The organism is Streptomyces sp. NPDC048258, from assembly GCF_043201995.1.
Lineage (GTDB): Bacteria > Actinomycetota > Actinomycetes > Streptomycetales > Streptomycetaceae > Streptomyces.
In genome coordinates this window covers 1-22,111 of record NZ_JBICZH010000004.1, presented here as the reverse complement: position 1 = coordinate 22,111, position 22,111 = coordinate 1, and the positions used below count along the sequence as shown (strand labels likewise).

Annotated in this window: 21 protein-coding genes and 3 pseudogenes; 7 read left to right on the top strand and 17 right to left on the bottom strand. The window is 66.6% G+C overall.

What is annotated here, in order from left to right:
- Positions 1-3 precede the first annotated feature (3 nt).
- The 3 genes from ACGFYQ_RS10750 to ACGFYQ_RS10740 are packed head-to-tail and all read right to left on the bottom strand — an operon-like array spanning position 4 to position 3,064.
- Positions 4-621: a nucleotide exchange factor GrpE gene (locus ACGFYQ_RS10750; protein WP_393742203.1), complete on the bottom strand. Its 618-nt coding sequence runs from the start codon at positions 619-621 to the stop codon at positions 4-6.
- 9 nt (positions 622-630) lie between these two features.
- Positions 631-2,526 (bottom strand): molecular chaperone DnaK, encoded by a 1,896-nt coding sequence (dnaK, locus tag ACGFYQ_RS10745; RefSeq protein ID WP_393742201.1) that lies wholly within the window; start codon positions 2,524-2,526, stop codon positions 631-633.
- Between the two features lie 52 nt (positions 2,527-2,578).
- Positions 2,579-3,064 (bottom strand): general stress protein, encoded by a 486-nt coding sequence (locus ACGFYQ_RS10740; protein ID WP_393742199.1) that lies wholly within the window; start codon positions 3,062-3,064, stop codon positions 2,579-2,581.
- A 289-nt stretch (positions 3,065-3,353) separates the two neighbouring features.
- Between ACGFYQ_RS10740 and ACGFYQ_RS10735 the strand changes: the two genes are divergently transcribed.
- Positions 3,354-5,135, top strand: a complete 1,782-nt coding sequence (locus tag ACGFYQ_RS10735) for a PucR family transcriptional regulator (protein ID WP_393742197.1) — start codon at positions 3,354-3,356, stop codon at positions 5,133-5,135.
- 836 nt (positions 5,136-5,971) lie between these two features.
- Here the strand turns inward: ACGFYQ_RS10735 and ACGFYQ_RS10730 are convergent.
- The 5 genes and pseudogenes from ACGFYQ_RS10730 to ACGFYQ_RS10710 form a co-directional block, all read right to left on the bottom strand.
- A pseudogene (locus ACGFYQ_RS10730) lies at positions 5,972-6,133 on the bottom strand (pirin family protein); the annotation flags it as partial.
- A 507-nt stretch (positions 6,134-6,640) separates the two neighbouring features.
- Positions 6,641-7,183: pseudogene (locus tag ACGFYQ_RS10725) on the bottom strand (thiamine pyrophosphate-dependent enzyme); the annotation flags it as partial.
- Positions 7,184-7,439: 256 nt separating this feature from the next.
- Complete coding sequence (locus ACGFYQ_RS10720) at positions 7,440-8,879, bottom strand: cation:proton antiporter (protein ID WP_393742195.1); 1,440 nt, start codon at positions 8,877-8,879, stop codon at positions 7,440-7,442.
- Positions 8,879-9,721 (bottom strand): TauD/TfdA family dioxygenase, encoded by an 843-nt coding sequence (locus ACGFYQ_RS10715; RefSeq protein ID WP_393742193.1) that lies wholly within the window; start codon positions 9,719-9,721, stop codon positions 8,879-8,881. The genes ACGFYQ_RS10720 and ACGFYQ_RS10715 overlap by 1 nt, the downstream gene beginning before the upstream one ends.
- Complete coding sequence (locus ACGFYQ_RS10710) at positions 9,714-10,241, bottom strand: nucleoside-diphosphate kinase (protein ID WP_393742191.1); 528 nt, start codon at positions 10,239-10,241, stop codon at positions 9,714-9,716. The genes ACGFYQ_RS10715 and ACGFYQ_RS10710 overlap by 8 nt, the downstream gene beginning before the upstream one ends.
- Before the next feature lie 188 nt (positions 10,242-10,429).
- Between ACGFYQ_RS10710 and ACGFYQ_RS10705 the strand changes: the two genes are divergently transcribed.
- Together ACGFYQ_RS10705 and ACGFYQ_RS10700 are read left to right on the top strand one after the other, a co-directional pair.
- The gene (locus ACGFYQ_RS10705) at positions 10,430-10,894 is read left to right on the top strand and encodes a CYTH domain-containing protein (RefSeq protein ID WP_393742189.1); all 465 of its coding nucleotides are present in this window, start codon (positions 10,430-10,432) and stop codon (positions 10,892-10,894) included.
- The gene (locus tag ACGFYQ_RS10700) at positions 10,891-11,754 is read left to right on the top strand and encodes an NAD(P)-dependent oxidoreductase (protein WP_393742187.1); all 864 of its coding nucleotides are present in this window, start codon (positions 10,891-10,893) and stop codon (positions 11,752-11,754) included. Before ACGFYQ_RS10705 ends, ACGFYQ_RS10700 begins: the two co-directional genes overlap by 4 nt.
- Here the strand turns inward: ACGFYQ_RS10700 and ACGFYQ_RS10695 are convergent.
- The 9 genes from ACGFYQ_RS10695 to ACGFYQ_RS10655 all read right to left on the bottom strand — a co-directional run bounded on the left by ACGFYQ_RS10695 (position 11,748) and on the right by ACGFYQ_RS10655 (position 19,226).
- The gene (locus ACGFYQ_RS10695) at positions 11,748-12,065 is read right to left on the bottom strand and encodes a DUF190 domain-containing protein (protein ID WP_393742185.1); all 318 of its coding nucleotides are present in this window, start codon (positions 12,063-12,065) and stop codon (positions 11,748-11,750) included. The genes ACGFYQ_RS10700 and ACGFYQ_RS10695 overlap by 7 nt on opposite strands.
- Before the next feature lie 30 nt (positions 12,066-12,095).
- Positions 12,096-12,704, bottom strand: a complete 609-nt coding sequence (locus ACGFYQ_RS10690; RefSeq protein ID WP_393742183.1) for a histidine phosphatase family protein — start codon at positions 12,702-12,704, stop codon at positions 12,096-12,098.
- The gene (locus ACGFYQ_RS10685) at positions 12,701-14,080 is read right to left on the bottom strand and encodes a cation:proton antiporter (RefSeq protein ID WP_393742181.1); all 1,380 of its coding nucleotides are present in this window, start codon (positions 14,078-14,080) and stop codon (positions 12,701-12,703) included. The genes ACGFYQ_RS10690 and ACGFYQ_RS10685 overlap by 4 nt, the downstream gene beginning before the upstream one ends.
- Positions 14,081-14,145: 65 nt before the next feature.
- Positions 14,146-14,937: an HAD family hydrolase gene (locus ACGFYQ_RS10680; RefSeq protein WP_393742178.1), complete on the bottom strand. Its 792-nt coding sequence runs from the start codon at positions 14,935-14,937 to the stop codon at positions 14,146-14,148.
- Entirely contained in the window at positions 14,934-16,082 is a 1,149-nt protein-coding gene (locus tag ACGFYQ_RS10675; protein ID WP_393742176.1) for an MFS transporter, read from the bottom strand. The genes ACGFYQ_RS10680 and ACGFYQ_RS10675 overlap by 4 nt, the downstream gene beginning before the upstream one ends.
- A 145-nt stretch (positions 16,083-16,227) precedes the next feature.
- On the bottom strand, positions 16,228-17,148 hold the full coding sequence (hisG, locus tag ACGFYQ_RS10670; RefSeq protein WP_393742174.1) for an ATP phosphoribosyltransferase: 921 nt from the start codon (positions 17,146-17,148) through the stop codon (positions 16,228-16,230).
- Between the two features lie 9 nt (positions 17,149-17,157).
- On the bottom strand, positions 17,158-17,829 hold the full coding sequence (locus tag ACGFYQ_RS10665) for an SDR family oxidoreductase (protein WP_393742172.1): 672 nt from the start codon (positions 17,827-17,829) through the stop codon (positions 17,158-17,160).
- Positions 17,830-17,845: 16 nt separating this feature from the next.
- Positions 17,846-18,604, bottom strand: coding sequence for a phosphoribosylaminoimidazolesuccinocarboxamide synthase (locus ACGFYQ_RS10660; RefSeq protein ID WP_393742170.1), 759 nt, complete (start codon positions 18,602-18,604; stop codon positions 17,846-17,848).
- Positions 18,594-19,226 (bottom strand): NUDIX domain-containing protein, encoded by a 633-nt coding sequence (locus ACGFYQ_RS10655; RefSeq protein ID WP_393742168.1) that lies wholly within the window; start codon positions 19,224-19,226, stop codon positions 18,594-18,596. Before ACGFYQ_RS10655 ends, ACGFYQ_RS10660 begins: the two co-directional genes overlap by 11 nt.
- A 251-nt stretch (positions 19,227-19,477) precedes the next feature.
- On the opposite strand from ACGFYQ_RS10655, the gene ACGFYQ_RS10650 reads away from it, so the two are divergent.
- From ACGFYQ_RS10650 to ACGFYQ_RS10635, 4 genes and pseudogenes are all read left to right on the top strand, one after another.
- Positions 19,478-20,245, top strand: coding sequence for a hypothetical protein (locus ACGFYQ_RS10650; RefSeq protein WP_393742166.1), 768 nt, complete (start codon positions 19,478-19,480; stop codon positions 20,243-20,245).
- A 21-nt stretch (positions 20,246-20,266) separates the two neighbouring features.
- Positions 20,267-21,088, top strand: coding sequence for a hypothetical protein (locus ACGFYQ_RS10645; protein ID WP_393742164.1), 822 nt, complete (start codon positions 20,267-20,269; stop codon positions 21,086-21,088).
- A gap of 29 nt (positions 21,089-21,117) precedes the next feature.
- On the top strand, positions 21,118-21,444 hold the full coding sequence (locus tag ACGFYQ_RS10640; RefSeq protein WP_393742162.1) for a DUF190 domain-containing protein: 327 nt from the start codon (positions 21,118-21,120) through the stop codon (positions 21,442-21,444).
- A pseudogene (locus ACGFYQ_RS10635) lies at positions 21,441-22,111 on the top strand (vitamin B12-dependent ribonucleotide reductase); the annotation flags it as partial. The gene ACGFYQ_RS10640 and the pseudogene ACGFYQ_RS10635, both read left to right, overlap by 4 nt.

Genomic DNA, 22,111 nt, shown 5'->3' with positions numbered 1-22,111 from the left:
CGGTCACTCCCGCTTCGCGACCGTCACGGCGGCGGGTCTGAGCTGCCGTTCGCCGTCCCCGTAGCCTGGGCGCAGCACCTCGACGACTGTGCCCGGTGCCGCGTCGGGGTCCTGGACGACGGCGACCACTTCGTGCCGGGCCGGGTCGAAGGCGACGCCGGTCTCGGCGTGCCGCGGGTAGCCGAGCAGTTCGAGGACGTTCACCGCCTGATCGCGTACGGCCCGTACGCCCTCCACGATCGCGCCGGGGTCGGCTCCGGCGTGGGTCAGGGCGAGTTCGAGGTTGTCCAGGACGGGCAGGAAGGCGGCGGCCGTACGGGACCGCTCGACCGTCCGCTCCCGCTCCAGTTCCCTGGCGTGACGCTTGCGGAGGTTGTCGAGGTCGGCGAGCGCGCGCCGCCAGCGGTCCTCCAGTTCCTGGATCGCGGTCGTGTACTCGTCCTCGGACGGTGCGGGGCCGCCGGCCGCATCGGGGCCGGGTTCCTCGTCCGTGGCAGACCCGGGCCCGGCCGGCGGGCCCGAGGGCGGAAGATCCCCGCGGGGAGGGCGTACGGCGCCCTCCGGAGCCGGGTCGGCCTGGTCCGGCACGGCCGGGTCGGGTTCCCTGGGGTGGATCGGCATGGCGGTTCCTCAGTCCTTGTCGAACTCGGCGTCGATGACGTCGTCGTCACCGCCACCGCCGGTCGCGCCGCCCCCGGTGGTGTCCTGGCCGGGACCGCCGGTGGCGGCGCCGCCCTGATGCGCCACCAGCCCTGCCAGCACCTGCTGGAGTTCGGAGGACAGGGGCCGCACCCGCTCCACGCCTGCCTCCTCCTTGACCGCCGCCCGGGCATCCGACACCAGCATCTCGGCGCGTGCCTTCTCGTGCGCGGGTGCCGCGTCGCCCAGTTCGGCGAGGCGCTTCTCGACCTGGTACGCGACGGCGTCGAGCTCGTTGCGGGCATCGACGGCCTCGCGCAGCGCCTGGTCCTGGCCCCGGTTGCTCTCGGCCTCCTGGACCATGCGTTCGACCTCGCTGCGGTCCAGGTTGGAGCTCTCGCTGATGGTGATGCCCTGTTCCTTGCCGGTGTCCCGGTCGCGGGCCTTGACCTCGAGAATGCCGTTGGCGTCGACGTCGAAGGTGACCTCGATCTGTGGTTCGCCCCGTGGCGCCTGCCGGATGTCGGTGAGCTGGAACCGGCCGAGCACCCGGTTGTCTGCGGCCCTCTCGCGCTCGCCCTGGAGGACCACCACATCGACGGCCGGCTGGTTGTCCTCGGCAGTGGAGAAGGTCTCGGCGCGGCGCACCGGGATGGTGGTGTTCCGCTCGATGATCTTCGTCATCACGCCGCCGCGCGTCTCTACGCCCAGCGACAACGGTGTGACGTCGAGCAGCAGGACGTCCTTGACCTCGCCCTTGAGCACCCCGGCCTGGATCGCGGCGCCCAGGGCCACGACCTCATCGGGGTTGACGCTCATGTTGGGTTCCTTGCCGCCGGTCAGCCGACGCACGAGGGCCTGTACGGCGGGGATGCGGGTGGAACCGCCGACGAGAATGACCTCGTCGATGTCGCTCTCGCTGACCTTGGCGTCGGCCATGGCCTGCTGGACCGGTCCCAGGCACCGTTCCACCAGGTCGCCCGTGATCTGCTCGAACGTGGACCGCATGATCGAGTCGGTGAGGTGCTTGGGGCCCGAGGCATCGGCGGTCACGAACGGCAGGCTGACCTGCGTCTGCGTCACCGAACTCAGCTCGGTCTTGGCCTTCTCCGCCGCCTCGAACAAGCGTTGCAGCGCCTGCGGATCCTTGCGCAGATCGATGCCGTTCTCCTTCTGGAAGTCGTCCGCGAGGTAATCCACCAGGCGCCGGTCGAAGTCGTCACCGCCCAGGTGACTGTCGCCGGCGGTGGACCGCACCTCCACCACGCCGTCGCCGACGTCAAGGATGCTCACATCGAAGGTGCCGCCGCCCAGGTCGAAGACCAACACCGTCTCGTGCTGCTTCTTGTCCATGCCGTACGCAAGGGCCGCAGCGGTCGGCTCGTTGATGATCCGCAGCACCTCCAGCCCCGCGATCCGTCCGGCGTCCTTGGTGGCGGTGCGCTGAGCGTCGTTGAAGTAGGCGGGCACCGTGATGACCGCCTCCGTGACCCGTTCCCCCAGCTGCTTGGAGGCGTCGTCGGCGAGTTTGCGCAGCACCTGGGCGCTGATCTCCTCAGGGGCGTACAGCTTGTCGCGCACCTTGAAGCGGGCCGCCCCGCCGTCGCCCTCGACGACGTCGTACGCCACCGCCCTGGCCTCCTCGGAGATCTCGTCGAAGTGCCGGCCGATGAACCGCTTGGCCGAGTAGATGGTGCCCTTGGGGTTGAGGATCGCCTGGCGCCGGGCCATCTGGCCCACCAGGCGCTCGCCGGTGTCGGTGAAGGCCACCACGGACGGTGTCGTGCGGTTGCCCTCGCTGTTGGGCACCACGGACGGCTCGCCTCCCTCCCACACGGCGATCACCGAGTTCGTGGTGCCCAGGTCGATGCCTACTGCCTTGGCCATGAGGAACTCCTCCCGGTGCGTCGGCATGCGCCGGCACTGCGGATCCGATCGTTCAGGTTTGGGCGGGAGGTCCGGCGCCGGTGGTCCGCAGCCCGCCGAGCAGCCTTACGGCCTCGTCGGCGACCGCTTCGTCCACGACGACGTCGTACCGGCTGGGCTCCATCGAGCGGACGGAGGCGAAGTCCCGGCGGCCGCCCTGCAGCGCGTACAGCAGCAGCCCGAACAGCGCCCCCACGATCGCTCCGAAAATCAGGCCGTAGAGGGCGACGAGCAGGGCGGAGACGAGCGGGTCCACCCAGTCGACCAGGCCGAAGAGCCAGCCGATCAGCGCACCGGGAAGGGCCCCGCTCGCCGCTCCGTGCAGGGCGGCTCTGCCGTAGCCCATACGGCCGATGACCTGCTCGACGAGGCGGACGTCCTGGCCGATGATGGCCACCCTCTGCACGGGAAACCCCTGGTCCGTGAGGTGGTCGACGGCGCGTTCGGCTTCCTCGTACGTCTCGTACGTGGCAACGGGCCTACGGGGCTGCTCGGTCATCGCCCAGTCCTCCTCCCGGTGCGCACGGCGGCCCCCGGCACGCCCCAGAGTCGCTTAACCGAGCAGCTCTACGCCTGCACCCGGCAGGTCAAAAAGCAACGGAGCCCGTCGCCCCGCGAGCACGAGACGAAGACTCCGGACATTTCGGGTAACTTGGTCGAAGGGGCGTACAGGAAGGGGCGCTGTCACCTTTCTGTTCTGAGGGCTCGGGGGAAGGGGGAGTAATCCCCATCGTCGGCCGCTGTGCCCGGAACGTGTAGCGCCGGCTCGGGGAGAACGGAGTGATCCCATGGCCGGCAGCCGGGCACACAACCTGCGCCGCCGCCTCTCCGACCGGGAGGGCAGACTTCCGCGGGGCAGCCCCGTGCGGCACTCCACGGCCCCGCGGAGAGGGCGACGCCCACCCGTCCCAAGCCCAGCGGACCATGCCCTCCACGAACTGATGGTGCTCTCCTGGGCCCTGCTCGACACTCGGGACGAAGGCGAGATCCTGCGCCTGGCCATGGACCACATAGCCGCCGCAGGTCCATACAGCGCCGAGGCCGGATACCTCAGGGTGGACGGCGACCTGGTCCCCAGCCCGAGGAACGGGCAGATCCATGCTCTGGCCGTGGACCGGAGGGTGCGGGAGCTGGCCGGGCAAGACGGCCATGTGACCGTATCCGGCCTGCCCTGGGGCCGGGCCCTGGGGCTGCGCGGACCTGAGGGACTCCACGGCTACCTCGTGGTGACGTCCTGCTCCCGGCCCACCGAGGCCGAGCGATCCCTGCTCGCCACGCTCGTCCGGCACACTGCTGCTGCTCTGTCAGTCGCCTTCGCATACCGCCGTCAGGCCGAGGACGCGCTGGAGCTGTACCGGCTGAGGGAGGAACGGACAGCCCTCCAGCGGCAGCTGATCTCCGTCGAGTCTGAGCTGGGGTTCCAGCGGGCCGTTCACGCGCTCATGGCCGACGTCGCTGACTCGGGCGGCGGCGAGGAAGCCATCACCCGCGCACTGCACGGGCTCACCGGACTCCCCGCGCTGGTCGAGGACCGCTTCGGTCGGCTGAGGTCCTGGACCGGCCCCAGCCGCCCCGACCCCTATCCGGAACCGGACCCCGTGCGCCAGGACGAAATGCTGCACGCCGTTGCCCGGGAGGTCGGGCCGGTGCGGATAAGGGACCGGCTGATCACCCTGGTCCGCCCGCACGGCGAGATCCTGGGCGTGCTGGCCCTGGTCGATGCCCGGGGCCAGGCCGACGAGCACACCGTACTCGCGCTGGAACACGCCGCCACGTCGCTCGCCCTGGAGCTGGCACACCTGCGTACTCTGGCCGAAGTGGAGCTGAGGCTGCACCGCGAGCTGGTCGACGACCTCCTGGCAGGTACGGGCGAGGCGAGCGCCTACGCCCGGTCCGAGGCGGTCGGACACGACCTGCACCGCAGCCACTACATCGTCGTGGTGCAGTGGTCGAACCGGACAGCGGACGATTCCTTCGCGCAGACCGTGGGCCGGGCGGCCTCTGCCGTGGGCATGCGCTCGCTGCTGACCCGACGTTCCGACCACGTGGTCCTGGTCGCCGACGCCAGACCGCACGCCCGCGCGCTGTACGAGGCGCTCGCCCGAGAGACCGGGACACGGTCCGGGACGATCGGGGTGAGCGCCTCTTGCGACTCCCTGGACGACATCCCCCACCGCTACCAGGAGGCGCAGCGCGCCCTGGAAGTGCGCCGCCACTCCCGCGAGCAATACGGCACGACCTTCTTCGACGAGCTCGGCCTCTACCGCATCCTGGGACCCGGCAACGATTACCGGGAACTGGAGACGTTCGTCAACGAGTGGCTCGGGCAGCTCATCGACTACGACTCCCGGCACCACGCGGCCATGGTGGAGACCCTGTCCCGGTACTTCGACTGCGGCGGCAACTACGACGAGACCGCCGAATCCCTCGCGATCCACCGCAGCACGCTGCGCTATCGGCTCCAGCGCATCCGCGACATCAGCGGCAACGACCTCGCGAACGTCGAGGACCGGCTCAACCTCCAGGTGGCGACCCGAGTATGGAAGATCGTGCTGGGCGGACCCCGCTAAATGCCCAGCCAGAACTGCTGTGCGAGCGAAGTCGGGGGCAGTTGGTCGGGCTGCCCTGTTACGGGAGTGTCTGATCAACGGCGGATCTGCTGATCAAGGGAGAGACGCCAAGTGAGCGAGACGATTGGGCACGAGTCGGTGGAGGAGTCGGATGGTGGTGGATGCCGTCGGCTGCGGCGTAAGAGCAGCTCGTCGCGATGCCGGTTGACCGGGCTCGGAGCGAGAGCCTGCGGCTGACTGGTGAGGGCGGCTGCTACAGATGCCGACAAAGCGGCTTCTGCTGGCGGGTCATGCCCTCGATTGAAGGTCAACCTCATCGGATCAACGAGCGAGCCGGGAAGCTGGTCGGCCGAGCTATAGCAATGAACTCCAGGCCCCCATCCACCCAGGCCTGCTCCGTGGCGTAGGAATCTGACCATGCCATGGACCCCTTGCCAACTCGACAGCAGCGGCTGCAACACCCCGCTTTGTTCACTGCCCACAACGTCGCGCGCCGGCCGCCGCGACAGAACGACAGTGGCCCGCAGACTCAAAGGAGAGCTCCACCTGGAAGCCTTCCACGGCAGCCGGGGGATCCCGGACCGGACCCCTCGGCGCGATGCTCTCCTGCCGGAACACACCCCAACGCGCCCCAGGAAATCTAACTACTGGTCAGTAGAGTCAGCAAAGGGTCAGCATTCGTCCGACTAGACCTGACCACAGCCTGATCCACATGAGACTCGACCTCAAGATCAAGAAGCCACTCCGGAGACCGTGCCAACTTCTGATAGACGCCTAGAAGCGGAACCAAATCGCAGCGACTACGCCCGACTCCACCGTGACGACATCAGCACAGCTCAGCGCACTCTTCCCCTGGGCTTCAAGCGAGTTGGGGGCAGCTCTGGAGCCGGAATCGGAGGGCCGTCGTAGCCCTTCACTTCGCCGAAGCGACTGCCGTTCATCCAGTCCTCGCGGGCCTGTGCGATATCCTCTTGGGACCGTCCGATCCAGTTCCAGAACCATTGGATCGCCTGACGTTTTCGCAGGTCAGGGAGTTATAGATCCCTCAAAGTCATCGCTCGGCCGATCCCCTAACGGATGGTCAGAACCCTGCCCCTTGGCCTTCGGTGGTGATTGCTCGGCGGTCGAACCGCCGGCCACCGTCCCCGGCACATCCCGCAGCCGGAGGATCGCCTGCATGGCCACGCTCCGCCGATCGTCCTGCTCAATGTTGCCGGAAGCAGCCCCTGGCCTGCTGTCCGAAGCCGGCGGTGCCTTGATTACGCGCCGGGCAGGCCTGTCCCCTGAGGGATACCCGAAGTGGGACGTTCGCACGACATAGTCCGTCAGGATCTAGTAGTGCTTTGTCGGGTCTGGGCTTCGGCCCCCGGCGCCCTCACTCGGCGGCGCCGGGCTATGCCCGCGACCTGCGGCTGAGGGCGTCGGCCCGCCGCTGCCAAAGCGCCAGCCCCGTCGCATCGCCCCTGGTCAGCGGAACCCGACAAAGCACTACTAGGGGGCGCCGTGTGAGTGGGGGCGAACATGCGGAGCAGGGCCGGGAGAACCAGGACGCTCGGGCCAGGGGTGGCGAGGGCCGCGGTCATATCACGCTCCATACCCGCGGGGGTGGTCAGGGAAGCCGGGACGCCGAACGACTCGGCCAGTCGGACGAAGTCCGGGCGGGCGAGTTCGGTCGCGGTGGCCTCGCCGAAGGTGTCCGTCATGTACTCGCGCAGGATGCCGTAGCCGCCGTCGTCGACGATCAGCCAGGTGACGTTCAGGCCGAGTTGGCAGGCGGTGGCCAGCTCGGCGATCGAGTACATCGCCCCGCCGTCCCCGGAGACCGCGAGCACTGGCCGGTCCGGGGAGGCAGCCGCCGCTCCGATCGCCGCGGGGAATCCGTAGCCGAGGCCGCCGGCGCCCTGTCCGGAGCGCATGGCGTTCGGCACGCAGGCGTCGAAGGCGGACCAGGCCCAGTAGCCGAGGATCGTCATGTCGAAGAAGACCGGGGCGTCGTCGGGCAGAGCGCGTCGCAGCGAGGCCAGCAGGTCGCGTTCCAGTCCCAGCTCTGCTCGTCGAGGCGTGCGCCGACCCGCTTGAGGAGGCTGGCCGCCGCCTCCTCGGCGCGGCCGTCCGGCTCCCTGGCCGGGATGGAGTCGAGCAGCCCGGCCAGGGCCCGCCGGGCGTCGGCATGGGGGCCAGGGGGCGGGGCTCGGCGCGCAGCCGGGTCACCGGGGGGACGGTGGTCGGTGCGAGCAGTACGTTCGTCCTGGGGGATCTCCACCCATCCGCATCAGGCGCCCTCGCGCCAGCGCCTGCCTCGGATCAGGATTGTTTGCGGCCCCCACCTACCCATCGGTCGATGGCCGACAGCGTCGGGGAGGTCATCACAGTGGAGACGAGTGCCATCAGTACGAACATGGTGAACAGGGCCGGACTGACGACACCGAGGTCGAGACCGACATTGAGCACTATGAGCTCGGTCAGCCCGCGGCAGTTCATCAGCGCACCGAGTGAGAGTGCACTCGGCCAGTCGAAGCCCGTGGCCCGAGCCACGATCGTGGTGCTGCCCCACTTGACGACCACCGCGACGACAATGAGCAGCAGACACCACGCCCACTGCTGCCAGTCCGTGCCCAAGAGGTTGAGCTCTGTTCGGAGTCCTGAGTATACGAAGAAGAGTGGCAGCAACAGGACCTCGGTCACGCCCCGTATCCGGAAGGCCGACCGCTGCACAGTCAGCAGGCCACGCGGCATGACGGCGCCCAGCAGGAAGGCGCCAAAAATCGAGTGGATACCGATCCACTGGGTGCTGAGCGCGCACACCATGATGCCGCAGAGCAGGAGCGACAGCACAGCCGCATCGGGCAAACGCCGTACCGTGGCGCCCGAGGACTCCTGTGGTGAGTCCTGTGCCGACCGAAGCAGCGCCGGCCGCACGACTCGCCACATGAACAGGATGAAGACGAGGGTGAGGGCCACGGTCAGACCGACATCGGTGAAGGAGGTCTGCTGGACGATCGCGACCACCGCCGCCAACAGACACCACGCGGTGATGTCGCTGATGGCGGCACCGGCCAGGGCAGTGGTCCCGATGAGCGTGCCCTTGAGGTTGCGGTCGGCCACGATCCGCGCGAGTACCGGGAACGCCGTGATGCTCATAGACACACCGAAGAACAGGGCGAACTCGGCAAATCCCACGTGCGCCGGCGCGAACCCTTCGTACATGGCGAACGCGAGAACGATCCCAGCCAGCATGGGCACGGCGACACCGCTATGACTGATAAGCAGGAGACTCCTGGCGCTGTCGCGGACATGTCTGAGGTCCAATTCAAGGCCCACAAGGAACATGAAGAAGATGAGGCCGAGCTGAGCGAGTATGCCGAGCGGCCCCAGGAGATGCTGCGGCATCAGCACCGCGTAACCCGTCGGCCATACGAGACCGAGGACTGACGGGCCCAGGAGGATGCCGGCGAGGATCTCCCCGATGACCCCGGGCTGGGATATCCGCCGGAACAGCCGTCCGGCCAGTTGGCAGGCAACCAGTACGACGGGCAGGGCCAACAGCAGATCAGTGAACACGTCGGGCACCGCGTGTCCCGGAGACCGGCCCCCCGTCACTTCGCCGCTCCCCAGCACCTCGCTGCCGAATCGCAGCAGCACCACGGTGACCGCGAGTGGAAACACCACCAGGACCACGTAGAGAATCCACGGGCGCGCGGCTTGGTCACGTGAGGTTCTCTCCCGTGTGCGAACCGTCGTCATCAGGGATTCTCCGCCACTGGTGCGAGCCGTGGGTTGACGATGTCCAAGGGCCCGCTGGGGATGGCGAACGCGTCTGTGCTCCAGCCCCAGATGGAACACAGCCGCCGCTTGGGATCACTGTGTGCGTCTCTGCCGTGGAGCATCCGGTAGTTGTCGATGCAGAGCATGTCTCCTGCTTCCAACCGGAACATCGGCCCACTGTCGCGCGCCCTGAGCACCGCTTCCTCCCACCGGCGCACGAACCGCCGGTCGTTCTCCTCTGTCGGCCCGCCCACTGGTGACAGATAGGGGTGGTAGCGCCCCTGGAATCGCCCCGTGGCACTGCTGCGCACGAGGGGGTGACTGCTGCCCTGGGGGTAGTTCGGCTCGGAATGGTCGACGCCGACGGTCCGGCAGAACTCCGCCAGGTCCGCGTTCAGCGGGTCCTTGGCCAGAAGGTCGATCAGGCGGGAGGTGTCGATCAGGAACGACTCGCCGCCGACGACGGACGGACGCTCGCACCACAGGAATAAGTGGTCCGGCGCCAAATCGCCGAACGCATAACCGTCATTGTGCGGGGGCATCCGTTCCTCCGCCACGCTGAAGGCGCGCTTTCGTCCCCGTTCATCTACGGGTTGCGCTGCTACGGCCTTGGCCTGTTCCGTCTCGTTGTGTCCGGTCACGTCGATCTGTGTACCGATCCGCACTGCCTTCTCGCCCATCACCTGGTGGCCCAGAGAGAGGGCAGTCGGCTCGTCCTGTACACCAGCGAGGACCGCGGCACCCCGGCCACGCACCAACGCGCGCGCCTCGTCTGCGCTGGCCACCCGTTCCGGTATCACGCTCGCGTTCATGTCACTCATCTCCGGGTCCGTCGGAAAATCGCTCGACTAGTGTCCGGTACTGGTGGAGTTCCTCCTTCGTGAACCAAACATCCAGTTCATGCGCGGCGTCCGCGGCGTTGCTGGAGGCGTGGACAACGTTCGCGATTCCCGTTCCGGTCGCCTCGCTCGCCTGCCGGCTGTGGTGGCCCCAGTCTCCTCGAATGCTGCCCGGGACCGCCTCGTTGGGGCATGTCGCGCCCACCAACTTGCGTACGGTCGCGATGACATCGTGCCCTTCGAGAGCCACGGCGATCACGGGCGCACGCTGCATGAAGGCGGCGCTGCGTAGGTAGACATCCTGGCCGCGTCGCTCCTCCAAGTCGAAGTAGTGACGCCGTACCAGCTCCGCGTCCATCGCCCTCATCTTGACACCGATAATCTTGTACCCGGCATCCTCGAAGCGGGAAAGGACCCTTCCCGATATTCCGCGGACAACGGCGTCGGGCTTCAGGAGCACCAACGTCCTTTCCGCGCACGGGTCGTTCGGCGTGACGTCCATTCTTTCCTCTCCTGGTCACTGCTGCGGAAGAAGGGAGCTGCGGGAGGCTGTGACGTTTCTACACTCAATCCGGACAGCCTAGAAGTAGCCCTACGACGACCTCCGTGGGAGTAGCCCTTCGGCCAGCTCTTCAGAGCACCACCTTCGTGCACCTGTCTCCCCGCGCGAGCGGCACTCAACATCGGACCATGGCTGTGGAGATCGAGCGTAAATTCCTCATCGCGGACAGAGTGCCTTTCCATGACACACCGCCGCTCAAGGTCCGGCAGGGCTATCTGGTGCGCGGTGACGTTGAGGAGGCTCGGATACGACAGGAAGGGGACGTCTACTCCCTGACCGTGAAGAAGGGCATCGGCTTGGCACGGGAGGAATTCGAGGTCGTCATCGACTCGAGGCGTTTCGACGTGCTGTGGCCGGCCACCGAGGGCGCCCGCGTGACCAAAACACGCCGGCTCCTGGCACTGGAGTCCGGCCATGTGGCGTGCGTCGACGAGTTCGAGGGTCATCTGGAGGGCCTGGTAACCGTGGAGGTGGAGTTCGGATCGAAGGAGGCGGCGCTCGCCTTCGCCCCACCCAGCTGGTTCGGCCTCGAGGTAACGGGAGTTCGCGGGTATGCGAACAGCGTGCTGTGTACGCAGGGCGTGCCCAAGTGAGCCGCGTGGCGGTGGTTGGCCTGGGCCGCATGGGCACGGCCGTGGCCCACAAATTCGCGCTCGCCGGGCACGAGGTCACGGTGTGGAACCGGAGCCGACCGGCGCCGAGGGCGCTGACAGATGGCATGGCCGTCGCAAGCAGCCCGGCGGGCGCCGTCGCCGACGCGGATGCAGCCGTCATCCTGGTGGCCGATGACACGGCATTGCGTGACGTGGTGAGCGGTCCTGACGGTGTCGCTCGCGGCGCGAGGGCTGGAGTCACCACGGTGATGCAGATGTCCACCGTCTCTCCCGCCTCGATGCGCTGGCTCGAGCAGGAACTGCCAGAGGGCGTCGGCCTGCTGGACGCGCCGGTCATGGGCAGCGTGGATGCGGTCCGGAACGGGACGCTCACCATCTTTGCCGGCGGCACGCCCGATCTCGTGCGCCGTTGGACGCCCCTGCTCCAGGAGCTGGGCCCGGTGCAGGCAGTGGGCGGGACCGGTTCCGGCACTTCGGCCAAACTCGTGGCCAACGGAGCCCTGTTCGGTGTGCTGGCACTGCTGGGCGAATCATTGGACCTGGCGGTGGGGCTCGGACTTCCAGCTCCCACCGCCTTCGACGTGCTGGCCGCGACTCCACTCGCCGCGCAGGCCGAAAGGCGCCGTCCATCGCTGGTGAAGGATGCCTACCCACCGCGGTTCACACTCGATCTCGCAGCCAAGGACGCGCACCTCATCCTCGGTACGGCGGCAGCCAACGGGATATCGCTTCCTCTCGGCGAGGCCACTCTGACCTGGATCCGCAGTGCCCTCGAGGCGGGCCGCGCCGGCGACGACTACACAGTGATGCTGCGTCGTCCCGGCCGCTCGTATCAGTGACCGGTCGGGATCCGCTCCACCAGTTCAAGGGTGGCCACCGTGTCGTCGAGAGTCCTGGACAGGTCCCGAACGAGCTGCCGCACCTTCTCCTCTCGGTCGACGACCACCACGGTGAGCGGATGCCGCCTGACCACGCGCAGCATCGAGGTGAGCACCCGCTCCTCGAGCGGGAGGTCGGCGCCCTCGAACACGCTGGCCCCGGCCATACCCAGCTTGCGGGCCCTGCGCACGATCTCGAAGGCCTTGGGCGTGTGCCGCCACATCGGTCCGCCGGTCAAATGCACGCTCAGTCGGCACAGTTGATCACTCATGCCACACTCCAGTGATAGCCGGGTCACGGGTCAGAGGGTCCGCAGCGGGACCGGCAGGTGGTCCCACAGGCTGAGATGCGAGACACGCCACCTGCCCTTCCTCCATTCGAGCGACGTAATGGAGGCGTTGTACACCTGAAAACAGGTCAGGTCTGTCTGCAGAGCGACTCTGAGTACCGTTTTGATGAGCCCACCGTGCGTCACCGCGAGAACAGGCGCCTTCGTCTCCTCGGCCCATTGGGCAAGCTCGAAGAGGGCCGACTCGGCCTGCCTGCGGAACAGGACGTACCGTTCGGGGAAGGCTGGCACAGGATCGAGCCGAGGAGCGAAGGGCCCTTCGGCAAGTGGCAGTTCGTCCACGACGTGAAACGGCGCCTCAGCCAGGTTCGGCAGCACCGGAGCCGGCAGACCGAGGGTCCTGGACACGCAAGCGGCGGTCTCCCGAGCTCGTTTCAGGGGGCTGGTCACCATGCTTCCGACGTCCAGGCGCCCTCCCGCGTCCAGTGCCGGGTGCTCGGCGAGCCAGTCCGCGAGCAGGCGGGCCTGCGACCATCCTGTAGCGGACAACGGGGTGTCGAGATCGTCAGTCGGCTCGATCTGCCACTGTGACTGGCCGTGCCGCGCCATGTGTATCTTCACGGTGAGTTCCGGCCTTTCGTTCCGACCTCGCTCCGGAGGAGCGCATGGGGTTGCGTTGCCGTGGGTTCGGGCGAGCGGGGTGTGTGGGGCAGGGTTTCGATCCATCCACGGGAGACGGCGCGGCCCAGCCAGACACCGCTGGCCTGGGAGGTCAGGATCGAGAGCACCACCAGCGACACGAAGAAGCTTTCGTTGATCACCCCGGCCTCGTACGTCACCGACGCCAGGACTATCCCGGGCCCTCCTCTGGCGTTCATCGCCATCGCCAGGTTGATCGCCGATCGACCCTCTTCGCCGGCCAGGCGCGCGCCGATCCACACGCTGCCGAACTTGGCCGCGCAGGCGAAGACCGCGAACCAACCGAAGAAGGCAAAGTCGAACTGTCTGACGAGATCCAGCCGCAGCCCGACGATCGCGAAGTACACCGGTACCAGAAAATTCATGGCCAACGAGTTCAGCTCTGTGACGGCCTCCCCCTCGCCCTTCGTCGCCTCAGGACTGCACATCCCCGCCACGAGTGCACCGAAGATCGGGTCGATTCCCAGCCCGATGCACGACGCGCAGAGAATGAAAACGAGCACGAGGCGGTCGGCGAGGACGGACGACTGGACAGAGGAGGCACCGCCTCGCTTCCTGGAGAACCAGCCGATCGCCCTGGGGCCCTGCCAGAGTAGGAGGCTCAGGAAGAGGCCGGGCACCACCGCGAAGTACACCACTGTCCACGCGGTGGACTCGATGCCTGTGGCGGCCAGCAGACCGTAGACATCACCGCCCTTCCGTTGAGAGAGGCCCAGGACGATGGCGAGCACGACGTACAGAACGATGTCCTCGATGACCGCGACGGTCAGGACGATTTTGGAGAACCGTGTCCCCATGATGTTGAGGTCGAACATGATGCGGGAGATCACGGGGACGCTGGTGACCGCCACCGCCATGCCGAACACCAGTGCTAGGGAGTCCGGCGTGCCGGCACGCCCGGTGAGATCGTCCACGCCGACCGCTCGGGCCAGCAAGAAGCCGAGGGCGAAAGGAATCAAGAGGCCCGCGACGGTGATGGCCGCGATGGTGCGCCGGGCGAACCCGGTCGTGTACCTGCGCATGCCAACACCCGTCTGGTAGACGAGCAGCAGCAGCCCGAGATGGTAGAAGATGCCCAGGGCGCTGGCCGCCGCCCCCTCGCCGGGCAGCAGCCAAGCCTGGAGATCCGGAAGGAGCAGGCCGAGTAGCGACGGTCCGAGCACGATTCCGCCGACAATCTCACCCACGACCGGCGGCTGGCGGAGGCGTCTGAAGACGTGACCGCCGGCACGAGCCACCAGCAGCAGCACACACAGGGCCAGCAGGACGTGTCCGACGTCCGCCACTTTCAGTGACATGAGAGCTCCCATAAGTCCGTGCGGGCCTGGTCACCGTTCCTCGACTCACTTCACGAGAAGGCCGATCAGCCTGGCTCGTCCATCTGTTCAAGCCACTTGGCCACCCCGTCATCGTCGTTCGAGCCCGTCACTTCGCCCACCGACGCAAGGACATCGGGGTGCGCGTTGGCAACGGCCACGGCATGCCCGGCCCAGCGGAGCATGGGCAGGTCGTTGGGCATGTCACCGAAGGCGATCACGTCCCGGCTGTGGAGGCCGACCGTCCTGGCGACGAGCCTCAGCGCGTTCGCCTTGGTCACACCTCGTGCCATGACCTCGCAGAACAGCGAAGCCGAGATCGTGACTTCGCAGTCCGGCAGCGCCTCACGGACAGCCTCGCAGTACCGACCTGCCGCTCCGTCAAGTTGCACCAGCAGTTTCCCGAAGCCCTCCGCCGTGAGCGAGTCCTCCAGCCTCGGCAGGCGGTGGGCCTGGTGGCCGAGGACCGCGGGAAGCTCGAACCCGTCCTCCAGCACCAGATCGAACCCCTGCTCCGCGCCCAAACGGACGAGGGGAAAACGCTCGCGGAGCGCTGTCATGGCGGCGGCCGCCCTCGTACAGTCCAGCGGGTGGTACTGGACGAGCGCGTCGCGCCAGAAGTCGTAGACCACGGCGCCGTTGCCGCAGACGGCCAGAGACCGGCCCCCTATGGCCGCGGCCACCGCACGTGTGTCCCGAACGGGGCGGGCCGTGGCGATCACGACCACGTGTCCGGCGTCCTGCACCCGGCGGATCGCCATCCGGGTACGCTGCGACACCTCGCCGGCGGTGTTCAGCAGGGTTCCGTCAAGGTCGCAGACGATCATCCGACGTTTCAACGTGCCAACGACCCTTCTCGTTCGGGAATCCGGATTTTCGCGACGACCGCCATCGCCAGTGCGGCGGCGACGCCCGGAATGAGGAAAGTCCATCCAAGGCTGGCGTGCTGCCTTGTCAGACCTGCCAGCGACGATCCGGCTGCGTTGCCGGAGAGCACAGCCGTGACCACCCAGGCGAAGGCCTCGGTCGCCATCCCCGCCGGCGTCAGGTCACCCACGATGGAGAACCCACAGGTGAGCACGGGTGACAGGAAGGCTCCCGCGCAGAACATCAAGGCAGCAGTGGGCAGCGGAGGCAGGACAAGCGCCAAGGGCAGGAACGACAGGACCATCCCAATGAGCAGGAAGCGCAGTTGACGGTGGGCGGGTGTCCGCCAGGTGTGCGCTCCGAAGATGAGCCCGCCGAGCAGAGCTCCGAAGGAGTTGACGCCGAGCAGGAGACCCGAGAGGCCCGGCCACTCGGAGTACTCCTCGTGGGCGACGGCGCCGATGTTGATGGCCCCGAGTGCCACGCCCACACAACCCAGGCTGATCAGCAGCCGCCGCAGCTCCGGGGAACGCAACGGTCCGGCCCAGTCCGGGGTGTGCGGTTCGCCGCGCCAATTGCGGACGACGGGAGGGGCGATGAATGCCAGGGTGCCTCCGGCGACGGTCGCCGCCACGACGAGGAGCGCCGTTCCCGACGACCAGACCGACCCGATCAGCACGATCAGCAGAGGGCCGCTGACGAAGACGATCTGCTGGAGGGAAGCGTCGAGGGCGAAGGCCGGGGTCAACAGCCGCCGGCTCGGCAGCATGCCGATCCACAGGGCCCGTAGGCAGGATTCGAGAGGGGGAGAGAAGAGTCCCGCGACGGCCACCGCGGCCGCGGTTAACAGGGGCTGGGCGGTGCCCTGCAGCACCAGCCACACGAAACCCGTTGCCGATGCCAAGGCACTGGCGATGAGCACGAACCCTTGGCCGCGTCGGTCCACGGCCCGCCCGAGAAGGGGGCCGCCCACGGCGACGCACAATCCGTACAGTGCGGTCAGGCCCCCGACGAGTCCGAAACCCGCCCCTTCGGAACGCAAATGAAGCGCGATTCCGAGGGGCGCCATCCCGTTCGGTAATCGACCGACCAGGTTGGTCGCGAGCAGGTATTTCACCTTCGGCTGCCGCAGGCACTCTCGATATGCGTCCAACATGCCCCAGATTACCCAATTCTTCCGTAGTGTCAGGATAGTGGGCGGAGGTAACACCGCGTGCACCCGCCAGCCTCATGTCCTCACACACTACCGACCCGGACTCGGCTCATCGTCCGGATCTGTTGTTCGGCATATCGCGCTCTGGATAATTGGGCACAGTTTTGAGCACGTCCGACTCGGCGACTTCCAGCGCACCGGCCTCCAGAATTGCATCCATCATTTCCGGGAGGCCTTTTCGAGGTGCCAGACCTTGCAGAACAGACACGTCCGTATCGACGAGATCCACGCCCACCCGCCAGGACCCGACCGGCATGCAGGGGACGACGGCAGGCAGCCGTTCCGCGGGCACCCGAACCGTCATCAGGATGCGCGCGGGGCCCGAGTGCGCGGAGTTCAGCATCCGTATCACCTTGAGGATTCGGTCGCCTTTCGCCTCATCCGCGGCGGACGCCGGACTCGCGATGATCTGGGGGGTGCAGGTGCGAATGGTCTGGAGGATCCGGAGGCCGTTGTGCTGCAGTGAGGATCCCGTCTCCACCACGTCGATCACCGCATCGGCCAGTTCCGGTATCTTGGCCTCGGTCGCCCCGTACGAGTGGACCATCTCCACGCTCAGTCCGGCGTCCCGGAAGAACCGCTGACCTATGCCGACGTATTCCGAGGCGACCCGCAGCCCGCGCTTCAGATCCGCGATCTGTTGAGCCTCGTGCTCGAGCGGCACGGCGAGAACGATCCGCCAGGGCCCGTTCGTGAGCTTGGCATAATTGAAGGACTGCAGGACTTCGACTTTCGCGTCGGCCTCCTCAACCCAGTCCGCGCCGGTCAGGCCGAAGTCGAATGCCCCGCTTTCCACCACGAACGGGATCTCACGCGGCTTGTAGAACGCGACTTGGATCGGGCCCCCGTATTCGATCCTGCCTCGATAAGAACGCCCCGAGGGTCGCTTGACCTCCAGGCCCGCCCTTGCGAAGAGGTCCAGGGTGCGCTCTTCCAGAGAAGTTCCCTTAGGCAGAGCAAGGGAGAGCATGGGTTCTCCTTAGACGTAAAGCAACCGGTCGATGCCGGTGACAGGTGCCTGAAGAGGGCTGGCGGGCCGGAGCTCTATCTCCCCCACCACCACATCATCGGGAAGTCCGACAATGGATGCGACGCATTCGGCGATCGAATCGACCGTCATCTTGTGCGGGGAATCGTCGCCTTCCAGATTCGCGATGGCTCCGGGAGAAACCAGACAGGCACGCACTCCGTTCTTGCGTTCCTCCAGCAAGAGCGTCTCGACGAAGGCGGTCATCGCCGCCTTCGTCGCGCTGTACGCGACGCCCCCTTCGAAGTATCGGGTCCCGGCATGGCTGCCCATGAAGACGATCTGCCCCCTGCCCACGCGAAGTGCCGGCAGCACCGCCTGGGTCAGGTGAAAGTGCGCACTGAGGTTCACCGCGAGCATCCGGTCCCAGTCCGCGACGCGCATCGCCGCGATCGGCTCCAGCACCCGGTCGACCGCATTGGAGACGCACACGTCGATACGGCCCGTCCGCTCGATAACCCACTCGACGGCGGCGTGGATCTGGCCGAGGTCGGCGAGGTCGCAGGGGACCTCGGTGAGCCACTCCTCATTGAGCGGCGTCCGGTTGAGACCGAACACGCGGTGGCCACGCCGATGCAGTTCCGCGGCTATGCTCCTGCCACTGCCCCGGTTCGCGCCCGTCACCAGGGCCACTGGAGTCTCAGTCGAGCTCATCGAGCAGCTTTCGCCAGGCAGCCGTGATCTCCGCGTGGCCGGCGCCCCTGCGGAAGAGGTCCTTGTCCAGGGAGGAACCGTCGGGGTGCCGCAGTCGCATGCAGTCCTGGGACACCTCCGAAATGAGCACGGGTTCGCCATCGGGAGCCGAACCGAAGATCAAGCAGAAGTCCCACACCTCGATGGGGTCCAGCCAGGACTTGAGGGTGTCGTTCACCACCAGGGCCAGCCGGACGAATTCGTCGACGGGCAGCCTCAGCGCGCGGAGGTAGCTCTCCGAGATCGGCTGGTCCTCGGGATCCGTGCGGTAGTCGAACTTGACCACGGGTGCGGGAAGTACCTGCTCCGGCTCGAAGAGTCCGGGGTACTTCACGAGGGTGGACCCGACGGCGCGGTTCTTGACCACCACCTCGAAAGGCGGAGCCGGACAGTACTCGGCGAGGTAGCAAGTGGCCGAGACTCGCCGGGTGAACGCCGTGCGCACGCCGCCCTTGGCCAGCCGGGGAGCGACGCGCTCATAGAAGTCGAGACGCAAGGGCCCGGTGTCGGTGACCATCTCGTCCCGGTTGTAGGTGAAGCTGCGCAGGCTGGGAATTATCTCGACGAGACAGTTCCCGTCGGACAGCAGCCACAGTTTCTTGCTCCTGCCTTCGATGTCCGGCGGCCGGCTGTCACGCAGAGCCAGCAGGTCCGCGTCCGGCCAATCTGCCGAGCCCGTGCCCGGCACGATAGAACTAGTCACCATTCTCCTTCGACGAAATGCATCCACCTGACTCGGGAATGAGCCCAAGTCGATGTGCCATGAGGAACAACAGCATGGTCTTGCCATCGACGACGGGCTGCCGCATCAAGGTGTCAAGGCCCGCATCGGCCGATATCTCCAGAACTTCGTTCTCCTCTCCCTCGGACGCCAGACCCCCACCGTCCGACACCTTGCCGGCCGCGGAGTACTCACCGAAGAAGAGGTGCATCTTCTCGTCACTCAATTGCGGACTCATGTATGTGGTGAGGAGATGCAGCAAACCGCTCACTCGGTAGCCGGTCTCCTCCTCGGCCTCACGGCCGGCCACTTCACCGGCATCCTGCCCGTCCAGAAGGCCACCGGGAGCCTCGATCAGTGTTCCGCCCGGGTCCCCGTCCAACAGCACAGGGACCCGGAACTGGCCGGTGAGCAGGAGGGTGTGCCGGGAGCGGCAGTACAACAGCACCGACACCCGGTCTCCGCGGCCCGCCGTCAGACGCTCCAGCCGACGCCGCCCACCATTCCGGGAAATGACGTTCAGCGTGTATTTGCGAAGAGTTATCCAATCCGAGCAGAGCACTTCCGAATAACCTACCTCGGCCCGAAATTCAGCGCCCTCGGACACTCACTCCCCCACGGCCTACCAGTCGAGTCCACCATTCTCGGGGGACAGGAACAGGCCGCCTCCCCTCAATACCGTCGTACTCTCACGCAAAGATGCGATGGCAACAAGTGAACCAAGGGGGTGGCCGTTGGTGTACCTCGCCGCACGCCGCTGACCTGGCATATCGTGCAACGGGTTCATCTCTCAGGGGATGAGCGTGATGCGTTTACGGAACCAACCCTGAAGCGCGTAATGGAGGAGGAGATTCAGACATGCCCCTGACCGGCGCACAGATCCTCGGCGAGAACCTCAACTACGACACGTTGCACAGTATCGTCGAGAATCTCCCGAAGAAATTGGACACGGATACCGTCGCAGGTAACCTCGACATGATGAGGGCGCTGAGCGCCCCCGGCGTCATCGTCCCGATCCTGCGCGAGGCTATAGAGCGTGATTCATTGCGCAAGGAAATCGCAGACCGCTCCTACCGGCACGTCAACCACTTCGACAAGATCGTTCTGATCGACACGGGAAACAGCCTGGGGTATCGCCTCACTCTCCACCTGTGGGCCCCGCCCTACACCGAGGAGGAGCTCCAGGACGAGATGATCCACGACCACCGCTTCAGCTTCTGGTCGAGCGTCCTCGTCGGCAATCTCGTGTCGGAGAACTTCACACGCACCTCGGACGGTCCCTCGTTCCAGGAGTACCGCTACTTCCCGGAGAAAGTCGGCCTGTCGACCATGTCCAACTTCTACGAGTTCATGGGCGAGACCGGGCTGACCACGACCGAACCGGCGACGGTGCCGGCCGGCGAGTCCTACTTCCTGCTGAACGAGAGCATCCACCGGGTCCTGCTTCCCCGGACCGAAATGACCTGCACCCTGGTGCTCCGAAGCCCACGTGTCAGGAGCTACGCGAACGTCTTCAACACGGCCTACCCGCGCACCGACACCACGATGAAGAACGTGATGTTCACGCCGGAGCAGCTCACCGAGAAGATCTCCCGTCTCGCCAACCGGATCCAGACCGCCCGCTGAGTCCCAGGAGGAACCACCGCCATGGCCGAACCGAAGGTGCTCGACGAGCCCGTGTACACCAAGAACGGGAACTCGGCGCTGTTCAACCAGCTCGCGCTGAAGATCGAGATGGACTCCGTGTCCCAGCAGGACTATTACGCATGGCTCGATGACGCCACCCGCACCATCGGCGCCGCGGTGCCGGGCGCGCAGATCGCCGAGAAGGAGAACGCCCGCAAGTCACCGCCCCTGAACACCGCGGTCTACTACGACACTGCGGACCACCGGGTCCTTCCGACCGGAGCGCTGCTCCGGACCTCCTGCAATAAGATCACGCACGCGTTCTGTGCCTACAAGGGCGCCCATGACGAGCACAGCGTGCGCCGGGACTACCGCTACATATTCGACGGCGCGGAGAAGAGCACGATCCAGGATGCGCCGGCCTCGGACGAGGCGGTCTCCATCGTGTACAAGCTGCTCCGCCGTACCGACATCCAGCACCCGGGCATCCTCCTCCAGAAGGAGCACGGGATAGACCCCACGCAGCTGACACCGGCCCTTCTGCTGGAGGACTACCGCTACACGTTCTTCGTGTGGCTGGACGGCAAGGACGCCCTCCGGTGCAGCCTGGACCGCGCGTTCGTCTCGAACTTGCGCCTCCACGAGGACGAACGCTCGGTGCGACCGGTGAGCGAGGTAGAGCTGGCGATCTATCCCCACATTTCAGACGAAATAGCCGGGGACACAAGGGTGGTGTCGCTCATCAAGGAGCTTTCGCGCTCACTGTGCGAGCGCTTCGATACACGGGTGACCACCGACATCAAGTACCAGCGGTCGGCCAAGTCCCTGGGAATAGCGGACTGATGGGGTCAGCCTGGCGACTGTCCATTCACTTGGACGAACACGATCGATGGAAGCGGAAGCCGCTGAGCTCCGAGCTCGTCGCACGGGCTGTCGAGTTCGGCATCCTGACAGCCAACGCCATGCGCGGAATCGAGGGCTACGGAAGATCCGGCATCCTGCACACGACGCGCATCCTGAGTATGTGCGACTCCCTCCCCGTGCTGGTGACTCTCGTCGACACGGACGAGGCCCGGCTACGTGCCTTCGTCGCTTCAGTGGCGCCGCTGCTCGAGGGCAAGCTCGTGCTCATGGATGCCGCGCTGAGTGTGGTCGCCGACTCGGCGCTGCCGGCGGGCCTCGGGAGGAAGGAGCCGTGATCAAGATCTCTATCGAGCGTATCCACACCACCCCCGGCGTGCACCCGTACGACGAGGTGAGCTGGGAGCGCCGTGACGTCGTCATGACCAACTGGCGTGACGGCTCGGTGAACTTCGAGCAGCGCGGCGTCGAGTTCCCCGACTTCTGGTCGGTGAACGCGGTCAACATCGTCACCAGCAAGTACTTCCGCGGCGCGGTGGGCACCCCGCAGCGCGAGACCGGTCTGAAGCAGCTGATCGACCGGATCGTGAAGACGTACACGAAGGCCGGCGAGGACTACGACTACTTCGCGTCGCCCGCCGACGCGGAGATCTTCGAGCACGAGCTGACCTACGCCCTCCTGCACCAGATCTTCAGCTTCAACTCCCCGGTGTGGTTCAACGTCGGCACGCCCCAGCCGCAGCAGGTCTCCGCTTGCTTCATCCTGGCCGTCGACGACTCCATGGAGTCGATCCTCGACTGGTACAAGGAAGAGGGCATGATCTTCAAGGGCGGCTCGGGCGCCGGCCTGAACCTCTCCCGCATCCGCTCCAGCCGGGAGACGGTGCAGGGGGGAGGAACATCGTCCGGTCCGGTCTCCTTCATGCGTGGCGCCGACGCGTCCGCCGGAACGATCAAGTCGGGCGGCGCCACCCGCCGCGCGGCCAAGATGGTCGTCCTGGACGT